At 61.8% G+C, this 12261-nt stretch carries 10 protein-coding genes, 2 tRNA genes and 1 pseudogene; 8 read left to right on the top strand and 5 right to left on the bottom strand.

Annotated features, from left to right (window positions below):
- Positions 1-39: 39 nt before the first annotated feature.
- Both JS541_RS12785 and JS541_RS12780 read left to right on the top strand, forming a co-directional pair.
- A complete protein-coding gene (locus JS541_RS12785; protein ID WP_214374870.1) occupies positions 40-1341 on the top strand; it encodes a hemolysin family protein in 1302 nt (433 codons plus the stop codon).
- Between the two features lie 380 nt (positions 1342-1721).
- Positions 1722-2201 carry a DNA starvation/stationary phase protection protein gene (locus JS541_RS12780; RefSeq protein WP_214374869.1) on the top strand — a complete coding sequence of 160 codons (480 nt, stop codon included), beginning with the start codon at positions 1722-1724 and terminating at the stop codon, positions 2199-2201.
- A gap of 211 nt (positions 2202-2412) precedes the next feature.
- Here the strand turns inward: JS541_RS12780 and JS541_RS12775 are convergent, their stop codons facing one another.
- From JS541_RS12775 to JS541_RS12765, 3 genes are all read right to left on the bottom strand, one after another.
- Positions 2413-3045, bottom strand: coding sequence for a SprT family zinc-dependent metalloprotease (locus JS541_RS12775; protein ID WP_240539367.1), 633 nt, complete (start codon positions 3043-3045; stop codon positions 2413-2415).
- A 53-nt stretch (positions 3046-3098) separates the two neighbouring features.
- Positions 3099-3941, bottom strand: coding sequence for an acyltransferase domain-containing protein (locus JS541_RS12770; RefSeq protein WP_214374867.1), 843 nt, complete (start codon positions 3939-3941; stop codon positions 3099-3101).
- A gap of 135 nt (positions 3942-4076) precedes the next feature.
- Entirely contained in the window at positions 4077-6458 is a 2382-nt protein-coding gene (locus tag JS541_RS12765) for a glycoside hydrolase family 20 zincin-like fold domain-containing protein (RefSeq protein WP_214374866.1), read from the bottom strand.
- 238 nt (positions 6459-6696) lie between these two features.
- On the opposite strand from JS541_RS12765, the gene JS541_RS12760 reads away from it, so the two are divergent.
- From JS541_RS12760 to JS541_RS12745, 4 genes are all read left to right on the top strand, one after another.
- A tRNA-Ile gene (locus JS541_RS12760) sits at positions 6697-6770 on the top strand.
- Between the two features lie 54 nt (positions 6771-6824).
- Positions 6825-6897, top strand: a tRNA-Ala gene (locus JS541_RS12755).
- 280 nt (positions 6898-7177) lie between these two features.
- Entirely contained in the window at positions 7178-8494 is a 1317-nt protein-coding gene (locus JS541_RS12750; RefSeq protein WP_214374865.1) for an ATP-binding protein, read from the top strand.
- 362 nt (positions 8495-8856) lie between these two features.
- The gene (locus tag JS541_RS12745) at positions 8857-9717 is read left to right on the top strand and encodes a YoaK family protein (protein ID WP_214374864.1); all 861 of its coding nucleotides are present in this window, start codon (positions 8857-8859) and stop codon (positions 9715-9717) included.
- Positions 9718-9728: 11 nt separating this feature from the next.
- Here the strand turns inward: JS541_RS12745 and mscL are convergent, their stop codons facing one another.
- Together mscL and JS541_RS12735 are read right to left on the bottom strand one after the other, a co-directional pair.
- Entirely contained in the window at positions 9729-10175 is a 447-nt protein-coding gene (gene mscL / locus JS541_RS12740; RefSeq protein WP_214374891.1) for a large conductance mechanosensitive channel protein MscL, read from the bottom strand.
- Between the two features lie 150 nt (positions 10176-10325).
- A pseudogene (locus tag JS541_RS12735) lies at positions 10326-10556 on the bottom strand (hypothetical protein); the annotation flags it as partial.
- Between the two features lie 158 nt (positions 10557-10714).
- Between JS541_RS12735 and JS541_RS12730 the strand changes: the two are divergent.
- Entirely contained in the window at positions 10715-10870 is a 156-nt protein-coding gene (locus tag JS541_RS12730) for a hypothetical protein (RefSeq protein WP_214374862.1), read from the top strand.
- A 21-nt stretch (positions 10871-10891) separates the two neighbouring features.
- The gene (gene gdhA, locus JS541_RS12725; RefSeq protein WP_214374861.1) at positions 10892-12238 is read left to right on the top strand and encodes an NADP-specific glutamate dehydrogenase; all 1347 of its coding nucleotides are present in this window, start codon (positions 10892-10894) and stop codon (positions 12236-12238) included.
- Positions 12239-12261 lie beyond the last annotated feature (23 nt).

Here is a 12261-nt window from a genome sequence, read left to right as displayed (position 1 = left end):
CATCCCCGATTGACGTGCCACACCTCTAGAGTGGAGGGCATGTCACTTGGTATGAACATCCTCCTGATCTTCGTCTTCCTGCTGCTCGGTTCCGTGTTCTCCGGCACCGAACTCGCGCTCGTTTCGCTGCGCGGCTCGCAGATCGACCAGATGGAACAGGAGGATGCCCGCGGCGCCCGCGTGGCGAAGATCGCCCGCGACCCGAACACGTTCCTGTCCACCGTGCAGATCGGCGTGACGCTGTGCGGCTTCCTGTCCGCATCGTTCGGCGAATCGTCGATCTCCCCATACATCGTGCCCGTCGTCGAGAGCTGGGGCGTGCCCGCGCACATCGCCGCGCCGCTGACCACCATCAGTCTCACGCTCATCATCTCGTACTGCTCGATCGTCATCTCGGAAATGGTCCCGAAGCGCATCGCCATGCAGCGCACCGAGCAGATCGCGCGCGCCGTCGTGCCCGCGATCGATATCTTTGCAACCGTATGCCGTCCGATCATCTGGTTGATCGGCAAGAACACGAACGGCATCGTCCGTCTGCTCGGCTTCGATCCGAACGAAACGGAAAGCGAGGTCTCCGACGACGAGTTGCGCGTGCTGGTCAATACGAACACGTCGCTGAGCAAGGACGAGCGCACGATCCTGGACGATGTGTTCGACGCGTCCGAGACGATCGTGGCCGAGGTCATGCGCCCGCGCGCGGACGTCGTGTTTTTGGACGGCTCGCAGTCGATCGCTGATGCCGCTGCATACGTTCGCGAGATGCCGTACTCGCGTTACCCGGTCACCGGCAAGGATTTCGACGACGTGATCGGTTTCGTGCACGTGCGTGACCTGCTCGACGTGCGCGATCCGAACGCGAAGACCGTGGCCGATGTGACGCGCGAGGGGATCTCGCTGCCGGGCACGTCGAAGCTGCTGCCGAGCCTGTCGCTGCTGCGCAAACGCGGCATTCATCTGGCCGTGGTGATCGACGAATACGGCGGCACCGACGGCATCGTCACGCTCGAGGACATGACCGAGGAGCTGGTGGGCGACATCCGCGACGAATACGATCTGCCGGAAGAGGCGGGCAAGACCGGGAAGAACGGGCGCAGCGCGTTCGTGAACGGCGTGGCGACGATCGACGGCGGCATGACGATCGAGGACTTCGACGACCTGACCGGCATCGAGCTGGAGGATGGCCCGTACGAGACGGTGGCCGGGTACTTCCTTGCGCACACCGGCAAGATGGGCGAGGAGGGCGACGTGCTGCATTCCGATGATGGCTACGACATGGTCGTCACCAAGGTCGACGGACGCCGCATCGAAACGCTCGAGGTGCGCAAGGCTGCCGAGGCGTGAAGCGGACAGTCCAGTGGACTGTCCGTAGCCAAGGCCTGAGCGAAACGATAGTTGAGCGAGGGCAGCACTGAGTCTCGCCAACGGCGAGTCCATAATTGCCGATACCCGATCACGCACCGGTCGCATAATCACGCGGAGCGTGACCGGGAGCGCCCCCACTCCAGCGCTCCCATCGCAAAAACCTTGATATTTCAACGTTTTGCGATACCGCCATCACAGGTACGGCGCTCCCGGTCACGCTCCCGCGACGCCAAGGGAATGGGCAGCGGGCCGGCAGTGTGAGGTAGGCCACTGCCGGCCCGCGCACGGCGTGTGATTGCGGCGCGTAGAGTGGACATACATGGTTCCCACAAGGAGCCGCTGATCGAAAGGAGCGAGCTATGACGCTTGCATTCGTTGTTCCCGGACTCGACGAGGCCACGTCCGAAAAGGCCATCGCCATCCTGCAGAACCGCCTCAGCCAGGAGCAGGAGGCCGCGCTGGTGCTCAAGCACGCGCACTGGAACGTGACCGGACCGAACTTCATCGCCGTGCACGAGATGCTCGACCCGGAGGTCGAATCCGTGCTGGCTCAGGCCGACGAGACGGCCGAGCGCATCGCCACGCTGGGCGGCACCCCGGACGGCCGTGCGGATGCGATCGTGCGCAACCGCACGTGGAAGCCGTTCGACACGGAAGGCCGCGCCGGCACCACTGCGTACCTCGAGGCGCTGATCGAATACTACGATGCGTTCATCGCGGAGGATCGCCGCGCGGTGGCAGAGCTGGACGAGCTCGACTTCGTCAGCTCCAACATCATCCAGGATCATGTGCAGCAGCTTGAGAAGTTTCACTGGTTCATGCGTTCGCACCTTGCGTAACCTTGCGTAAGTAAGCAATCCCGCACGATAACGGCCGTAACCGAGTCCCGATCCCGATGATCAGACGCGGTTGCGGCCGTTTTTGCATCTCAGGCGACCGTAACTCAGCAATATCCCGTCTGTACCATTGAGTTACGGTAGTTTCGGGATGCTGAAGCGACCGTAACTCAATAAGATACCGACTGTACTGTTGAGTTAGGGTCTTCGCGAATTACGGCCGTCGCATCACCGGGTGACGGTCGAGTTCGCGCTTGAGCTGCCGCCAGTCCGGCTGATACGTGTCCATGCGCCGCTGAAACTCGGGACCGTGGCCACGCGTGTTCCACAGATGCGTCATCTCGTGCACGAGCACGGATTCCAGAAACTTCGGATCCAAAAGCCCCAATTGCAGATTCAGGCGGATTCGCCCGGTTTTGGGCGTGCAGGACCCCCACCGCGAGGTCATGATGCGCAACGAGATATGCGAAGGCGCACGACCGATGACCGGCTCCCATTTCGCCAACAATCCCGGCAGCGCCGCCCTGATAGCCGTCTCCGCCTGTCGCACGAGATCCTCCGTCCACACCGCGCCGGCCGCACCCGCAGATTGCTGTCGCTCGCGCAGCTCGCCCAACCGAGCCTGTGTCCGCGCGATCCACTCACGTCGTCCACGCACGAAATCAACGATCTGCCGCTCGCCCATGCGCAACGGAGCGGACACCTCCACGCCACCGTCCGCAGGCCGCACCCGCAGATACATGTTCTTGATGGACTTGCGCGTCACCGTCACGTCCATTCCATCAACGGCTATGGTTCGGGGCGGACGCGGCGAAGCATGAAAACGGCGAACGGGCATATGATCCATTGTCACAGCGTCGCGGACAGCCTCTCACGCTCTGCGGGCGCACCAGCCCATAATCAGCGCAACCGGCCGATACCGATGCCGACTTTGCCGCCGTCGAGCAGGAACTGCTTCATGTTGCGCTGCAATGACGTGTTCTCCGGCAGCTCCGAGATCGGCACCGAAGACCGCTGGAACACCCATTCGCGCCAATCCTGCGCATCCGGATTCGTCGCCAGAATCTCGAACCGATGCTGGAACGCGAGAATGTGCGAGTCCTCCGGCAGGAGCCGCTCCAACGCGGGGGAGAGCAGCCACGATTCGCACATGTACGGCAGACGCGCCCAATCGGGGAAGAACCGCGCGAAGAACGACCGCGAGCGCGCGATCGACATGTCGCAATGGTCGGGGTCGAGCCGCGCGTCGGATGGGATGTGCATGTTGACGATGTGCGGGGTGCCCGCAACAGCCTGCACGTCCTTCGCATCGTAGGCCAGTTCGAATTCAAGGTCGCCGAGACGGAACAGCCGCGCGCTCAGCTGACGGTACGTCCAGAAGTCGCGGTCGAAGCCGTACAATCCGTAGCTGACACGATGTTCGTTGATGAACCGCGTGAAGCAGGCCATCGTATTGTCGAAGACGCTATCGGGGATGCCGAGGCGACAGTATTCCGGGAACGTGTATTCGCCGGCTGCGTAGAGCATCCAGTACAGCATGCGCCACCCGTTCGGATCGTCGCCGATCAGGGATTTCAGCGTGGTCCATGATGCGGTCCGTCGCTCGGGGTCGGCAAGGCCCCGGACTGCATCCATTCCTTCGGCCGGCAGCGATTCTCCGCCGGCTTCCAGCTTGCGCAGCGCATCCCGAACCTCTTCGGGCAGATCGATACGTTCCATCATCTGTTCGACGGGAACGGTCATAGTTATGCCAGTACTTCCGATGCCGTTACGCATCCCATTCATTACATCTCTCTTCCTCATGGGATTTGCGTGACCGACTTTACCAGCGGCACGGAAGATGCGCGAGGCCCCGATCGAAACGCAGACACCGCCAGGTTACGCGCGTAACAGGTCGGCGCAACGCCAGACCACGTCGGCAATGCGCCGCAGTTCCGATTCCGCACTGACCGTGCGCCACACGTCCGCATACGCCTCGAACCATCGTTCCAACCCGCGCGCGACGGTCTGCGCGTATGCGTGCATGTCCGCGCCTCCGCTCGCCTCACCGTCAAGCACGCCGGCGCGAACGGCCAGGCACCATCCGAGTTCGTTGAACAACCGCTGGCCTTCGGCCGCGATGCGCACGGCCTGCACTATCCGTCCACAAGAACCGGCCTCATCGGAAGCGCCGGCGGCAGCCGCACCGTGGTCGGACGCACCGGCCATCGCCGCACCCATCCGCGCTTCCGCAGCCCGCAGAGCCGAGTTCGCCGCGACAGTCCGGCGAATCCCGCCATCGGCCCCGTCCTGCGCCGTATCGACCAGCCATGCCAGCAAGTGCCGCCGAGCCTCGTCCACGGTCGCGCTCGCATGAATCCGCTCCGCGGCCTCGGCATCCGAACCGGTCCAGATCGAGTCGCGCACGTCGGTATTCAGCGATCCGTCGCCGTAATCAAGTTCCGCATACCGCACGATGTTCATCCAACTGAACGTCACCTGCCGCGAGGCGTCGCGTAATGCGGCGACGAACGTGCCGCCGCGGTCGCCGTACTCGACGATCGAGATGCGCCGGTCAAGCTCGACGTGTGCGGATTCGCCGGCGTCCCGTGCGACGCACCGGTCATCGTCGACGCATGCGTCGCATGACAGATCGCCGCTGTCGTACTCGTCGTCGTCCAACGTAAGTCCGGTGTTGCCGGACCCGCAACAGCCGGACCCGCAACAGCCGGACTCGCAGCAGCCACAACCGTCGCAAGTCGCCGTCCAGTCGGGATCCCACGCGCACTGCGCGCCATAGATCATGCCGGGGATCGCCATGCGCGGATCGTTGACGTGCCCGAAGTCGCCCCAATCGGTCACGAGGAAACCGGCCGCACCGTACCGCAGGCCGTATCGCGCGAGCCGCGAGATGTTGTTCCACGCCCAGTCGAGCCGCGGCAGCAGCGCGTTCCAGCACCACACGGCCGGGCACACGTACTGCGTGGCGCCCGATTGCGCCACGAGCCGTACTTTGTCGTCGTCGATGTCGGGCGCGTACAGCCAGTTGAGCAGGGTCACGTCGTGCGGCAGCCGGTCGAGGATTTCGGGATGTTCGATCGCGATGTCGCCCCAGAACAGCGGTTCGCGGCCCTGTTCGGACAGGTGCTGGCACAGTCGCGTCACGTAGTCGGCGTACATGGCCGCGACGCCGCGACGGTCGGCCTCCGGCTTGGAGAGGCCTTTGCCGAGGTCGAAGGTCTCGTCGCCGCAGATGTTGAATTTGCGGGTGCGGAACAGGCCGAGATAGTCGTCGATGAGCGTGAACGAGAACATGAGCGCGTCCGGTTCGGTGATGTTGAGCGTGTGGTGTTCCAAGCGTTCGATGAGGCTGAACGGGCGGTCGGCCTGGTCGGGGAATTCGCCGAGCCGGCGCAGTTCGTGCGTGCGCAGGGCGGTGTAGTGGTGGCCGAAGGTGGAGACGGAGGGGACAAGTTCGATGCCGCGGGCGGCGCAGTAGTCGTCGAAGGCGATGATGTCGGCGGGCTTGAGCGGGCTGGCGCCGCGCCAGGTTTCGCTCAGGCCGTCGAATGCGAACGTGTGCTCGATGTAGAGCTGAAGTTGGTTGTATTTGTAGAGGCAGAGTTTGTCTGCCCACGTTTTCAGCCAGTCGAGCGTAGGGACGCGGCCGCGCGTCGCGTCGAGATAGTAGCCGCGTACTGCATACGCTGGCTGGTCTGCGATCGTAATCACCGGTAAGGTCGGTGCGCATTGGCGGATGATCTGGCGCAGCGTCTGCACGCCGTCGCGCAGGCCTGCCGCGCTGCCGCCGACGACCGTGATGCCATCCGGTGAGATCGTAAGTCGGTATGCGGTCGGGGCGAGCGGGGATGTTGACGCGGGAGAGAATTGTTCGACTGTTGGAATGTCCGCCGGTTCGGAAGATCGATTCCGTTGATGATCATCATCGCTGCCGGTCTCGTCAAGGATCGTATCGGCGATCGTCTGTTTGGCGGCGGCATCATCGGCGATATCGTCTGCGGCAACGCTGTTGGCGATCGACAGTGTGATGAACGATTGCCAACGATCGCTGTTCGCCACGTCCCATCGCAGTCCGGTCGCCGCTTCGATGTCGTCGACGATCTGGTTGGCGAGTACGCACCCGGTATCGCCGGCGTTCTCGGTCTCAACGATCCGGTCGACGTACGGCAGCAGCACATACGCGTCCGGTTCGATCGAGATGTTCCGCGGTTGCGGGATCAGTTCGAAGTTCTTGGATTCCCCTTCGACGGAGTACTGCATGACGTTCCTTTCCGCCGTCCGACGTATCGAAGCCGCACGGGGACACCACGTCATGCCCGTTTCTCGCGTTGCGGCTTTCAGTCCCGGCGGAGGCCTTGTTCGACACCAGTCTATCGGATGATCATGGACTGTACGCAGCGGCGTCATTCTATGCGACACGCCGACGACACGTTTTGACTTGACGTTCGGATGGACTCTGGTATTCTAGTCGATTGTGCGCTTTTGAAGCGTATGGATCGGGCCCGTAGCTCAGGTGGTTAGAGCGCATCCCTGATAAGGATGAGGTCGGAGGTTCAAGTCCTCCCGGGCCCACAGGAAAAATGAAGCGGCCAGTGTGCCGCTCTTTTTTTCTAACTACCCAGATTTGGGGCATTGGCGCAGCTGGTAGCGCATCTGCTTTGCAAGCAGAGGGTCGCCGGTTCGAACCCGGCATGCTCCACAACACAACACGAAACCCCGGAATCGCAAGGTTCCGGGGTTTCGTGTTTCACGTCCAGGAACCGGCGTCTACCCGGGCTTACGGCCAGTTCCGTTCCTCAGAACGAGCCCGCCGGACTTTTTGGGTTGTACACAGAAGCATCAGTAACACCAGCGATATCCGAACACATCAGTCACATGGCATCAACAGACGCACAAATCTGCTTGACTCCCACATTTTACGTACGTAATATGTGCATACAATCCACATTCTGCGACTTAATTTGCAAAGAGGTCAAAGCATGGAACGCACTGCACTACATCAGCTCGACACGTGGAAAACCTCGCGCAACCGCAAGCCACTCATCATCCGAGGTGCCCGTCAAACCGGGAAAACCTGGCTGTCACAGGAATTCGGGAAAACCCGATACACCAGTGTGGCCCGCATCGATCTTATGAACAACGAACGCGCACGCCATTTCTTCGACGGCGATCTCGACGTCCATCGCATCGTGCGCAATATCAGTCTGGAAACCGGCGTCAGGGTCACGCAGGATACCCTCATCATTCTCGACGAAATACAGGAGTGTCCGCGAGCGCTGATCGCGCTGAAATACTTCTGCGAAGACGCACCCGAATACCACGTCATCTCCACCGGCTCCTACATGGGCATCACCCGGCACGAGGGCGACTCGTATCCTGTCGGCAAGGTGAATACGCTCACGCTGCATCCCCTGGATTTTTCCGAATATCTTCGCGCCATCGGGCAGGACATGATGGCCGACATGCTCGCTGACCGTGATGGCATACGCGATCTGGACGCCTCATTCCGGGACAAACTCACCGCATGGCTTAAGGAATACATGGTGGTGGGCGGTATGCCGGCCGCGGTCGCCGATTTCGCCGATCATCATGATTTTTCGGAGGTCCGCAGACTGCAGCGGGATATTCTCGACGATTACGATTCGGATTTCTCCAAACATGCCCCGCTGCGCATGCTGGAACGTATTCGGATGGTCTGGTCGTCCCTGCCGTCCCAGCTTGCGAAGGAAAACCGCAAGTTCATATACGGCGCCCTGCGGGACGGCGCACGAGCCAGAGATTTTGAAGAGAGCATCCAATGGCTGTGCGATTACGGTGCGGCGATCAGAGTCCCTGCCGTCTCCGCGATCCGTACACCGTTGTCCTCGTACGCCGAACAGACCGCATTCAAACTGTTCGCTGTGGATTGCGGGCTGCTTGGAGCATTGTCCGGTCTCAATCCGAAGACCATTTTGGATGGGGACGCGTTGTTCACCGAGTTCAAGGGCGCCTTTACGGAGCAGTACGTGTGTCAGCAGTTGGTCGCTCAGGACTTGAAGCCGTATTACTGGAGTGCGCCGCGAGGCCGGTCCGAAGTCGATTTCGCCGTGGATCATCCGGATACCGCACTGCCGATAGAAGTCAAGGCCGAAGAGAATCTTCACGCCAAAAGTCTGCGTACTGCAGTCGATCATTTCGCACTGCGCAAGGCGGTACGGACCAGTTTGGCCGGGTACCGAGACGAGGGATGGCTGCTCAATCTTCCGCTGTGGTCGATTAACAGTCTTCGTGGACTGGACATCACCGCAAACAACTGACCGCACCTGCGCACGCTCGCTCGTTCACATATCCGCCGCACAACTCCCACGTAACTCACAGAGTCCTCGCACGCGATGCCATGAGTCGAGTGGTTATATGTAGTCAACGGCCGGAAGGCCGCGCAACATAACTGAAAAACACCTTCTTCCTTCTTCTCCTTTCTCTCTTCCGAAAGCCCGGCCCAACCGCCGGGCTTTTTGGGTTGCGAAAGAAGGCCACGAGAAAAGCACGAAGTCGCAGCGCCGCAATGCCGCAGCGCCGCAATGCCGCGACCAAGTCGTCCGGCCAGCAGATCACAATGGACGGGCTCCACACCGGTCAACGGAACAACCAACAGCACCATCAGAAGGAACCAGCCCACATGCCATTGCACCTCGCCGAAGCAGGACGCACCATCATCCCGCGCAAGAACGACCGGTACGGGCTGCTCAGTCCGGCGCTGGTCGTGCTCACGTTCGTCGCCGGACTGGTGGACGCGCTGAGCTATCTGGCACTCGGCCACGTGTTCGTGGCGAACGTGACCGGCAACATCGTGTTCCTCGGGTTCGCGTTCGCGCACGCGCAGGGCTTCGTATGGTGGACTTCGGCGCTGACGCTGGCCGCGTTCATGATCGGCGCGCTGATCGGCGGACTCATCATCCGCCGTTTCGGCACGAACCGCGCCAAGCATCTGCTCGTCTCGACGTGCGTGCAGCTGGCGTTCGTGATCGCCGCGCTGGTCGGTATCTGGCTACTCAACCGGTTCTCGCCCGAACCGACGATCGGCGGGATCGGCAGCGGTACGGCCGCGTCCGCAACGTCATCCGCACTGTCCGCGGCAGCGAGCGCACAGGCCACGCAGCCGAGCCTGAATTTTCCGACGGCGAACCATATCGACCTGCATATCATCACGCTGATCGTGCTGCTCGCACCGGCCATGGGCATCCAGAATTCGACCGCACGCAAGCTGTCCGTTCCGGATCTGCCGACGACTGTGCTGACGATGACGCTGACCGGCATTGTGGCGGACACGTCGGCGCACGGTCACGAACAGTCGAAGCTGGGCAGACGCGCCGTGGTGATGTGCGCGCTGGCGCTCGGCGCGCTGACCGGCGCGATGCTGCAGACGCGCGGCTACGAGGACGTGATCCTGATGGTGATGATCGCATGCCTGATGCTGGTGATCGCGATGATGCTGCCGCATATTCATTCCGATGCCCGCTGGGTCGCCGGCGAGCGCTGATCGTCGTATCGTCACGCGTTGCGCTTGGCGAGTTCGTCACGGATCTCCTTGAGCAGCGCGACGGTCTGCTCCTCGGGAGTCGGTTCCGGCTCGGGCTGGGATGCTGCGGCCGCCGCGGCATCGGCCGCTTCCTTGAGCTTGGCCTTGACCAGCAGCGCTTCCGACATGTCGCGGAACTTGTTGATCGGCACGAGGATGAAGAAATACACGGCGACCGCGATGATGAAGAAGTTGAGGATTGCGCCGAGCACCGCACCGATCGATACGGTCGCGCCGTTGAACGTGACCGCCAGCAGACCGTCCATATTCGGTTTGCCGAAGATCATCGCGATGAGCGGGTTGATCAGGCTGTTGACGATCGCATTGACCACGGACGTCACCGCGCTGCCCATCACGACACCGACCGCCATGTCGATCATATTGCCACGGGAAATGAACTTTTTGAATCCGTCGATCATCGAAATGCCTCCCTGCGTCATGCCGCAATCGTTCCGATAGGAATAATCGCAAGCCTAACGCAAGGAGGCATCAACTCTGTCGCATCACGCTGCCGCGGGAGTCTGAGCAGCCGATTCGCCGCCTTCCGCCGCACGTTTCGCCGCGACTTCCTTCCATCGGGCGATGCACCGCTCGATGCGCTTGTATCCGATGATTTCCGGGCCGAGTCCGGCCTCGCGGAACATCTTCACCGGGGATTCGCCGCGCGCATACCGCTCCATGCAGTCACGCTGGAAATCCTCGGAATATTCGATCCGGTTCGTCGTCGCCGATCGCACGGCCGGCAATCCGATCAGGTACGCTACCCGATCGGCATCGAACACCACTTTCTTGCTGACCATCGTTACGCCTCATCCACCATTTCCACACTCGTCCGTCACGAGTAGCTTACGTTTGTAATTGCACGCCAAGGTTACGCGAACCTTCGCATATACGCTACAAGGTAAGCCCCCCCCCGAGATAAATTTTCACTCTAATTCTACTCAAAGAATGGTAAAAAATGGCCGAAAATCAAGGGAGAATCGCTTATTTATCGATCAAGAAATTACTTGCAGCAAATACTGCAAACGGACAACAATATGAGATGCAAGCCAAATCTTGGAAAAATCCTTGTGCAACGCCGCAGCCGAACCATACAATGAAGCCGTCTTACTGATGACTGAACCAAGGGAGATCCATGTTCACCAACGATTACATCAAGCGCGTCTATGCCCAGGTCGAGCAGCGCGACGGCGACCAGCCCGAGTTCCTGCAGGCGGTGCGCGAGGTGTTCGAAACCCTCGAACCCGTGATCGAGAAGCACCCCGAGTATGAGAAGGCGGGCGTGCTCGAGCGCATCGTCGAGCCGGAGCGCGTGGTCAAATTCCGCGTCGCGTGGACCGACGACGAGGGCAAGGTGCAGGTCAACCGCGGCTACCGTGTGCAGTTCAACTCCGCGATCGGCCCGTACAAGGGCGGCCTGCGCTTCCACCCGACCGTGAACGAGGGCGTCATCAAGTTCCTCGGCTTCGAGCAGATCCTCAAGAATTCGCTGACCACGCTGCCGATGGGCGGCGGCAAGGGCGGCTCCGACTTCGATCCGAAGGGCAAGTCCGACGCCGAGGTCATGCGCTTCTGCCAGGCGTTCATGACCGAACTGTGTCGTCACATCGGCCAGTTCACCGACGTTCCGGCCGGCGACATCAACGTGGGCGGCCGCGAGATCGGCTACCTGTTCGGACAGTACAAGCGCATCCGCGACGAATACTCCGGCGTGCTCACCGGCAAGGGCCTCGAGTTCGGCGGCTCGCTCGCCCGTACCGAGGCGACCGGTTACGGCGTGTGCTACTACACCGCCGAGGCGCTGCGCGTGCTGCGTGGCGATTCGTTCGAAGGCAAGACGGTCGTAATCTCCGGCTCCGGCAACGTGGCGATCTACGCCGCGCAGAAGGCCGAGCAGCTGGGTGCGAAGGTCGTCACCGTGTCCGACTCCAACGGCTACGTGTATGACCCGAACGGCATCGACGTGGCCGTCGTCAAGCAGATCAAGGAGGTCGAGCGCGGCCGCATCAAGGAGTACGCCGAGCGCGTGCCGTCCGCCGAGTACCACGAGGGCTGCTCGGGCGTGTGGACCGTGCCGTGCGACATCGCGCTGCCGTGCGCCACGCAGAACGAGATCAACGAGGAGTCCGCGAAGGCGCTCGTGGCCGGCGGCTGCAAGGTCGTGTGCGAGGGCGCGAACATGCCGTCCACTCCGGAGGCCATCGCCGTGTACCAGAACGCCGGTCTGCTGTACGGCCCGGCCAAGGCCGCGAACGCGGGCGGTGTGGCCGTCTCCGGCCTCGAGATGAGCCAGAACAGCTACCGTCTGAGCTGGACCTTCGAGGAGGTCGACGCTAAGCTCAAGAACATCATGGAGACCATCGTGGCCGAGTCGCTCAAGGCCGCGAAGGAGTACGGCCACGAGGGTGACCTGATGCTCGGCGCGAACGCCGCCGGCTTCGTCAAGGTCGCCAACGCGATGGTCGCCCAGGGCATCCTGTAAGCCGTCAGCCGCTCGACCGGCCG

Source organism: Bifidobacterium sp. SO1, assembly GCF_018555335.1.
In the GTDB taxonomy this organism is placed as follows: Bacteria; Actinomycetota; Actinomycetes; order Actinomycetales; family Bifidobacteriaceae; genus Bifidobacterium; species Bifidobacterium simiiventris.
This window is presented reverse-complemented; position numbering and strand designations above follow the sequence as displayed.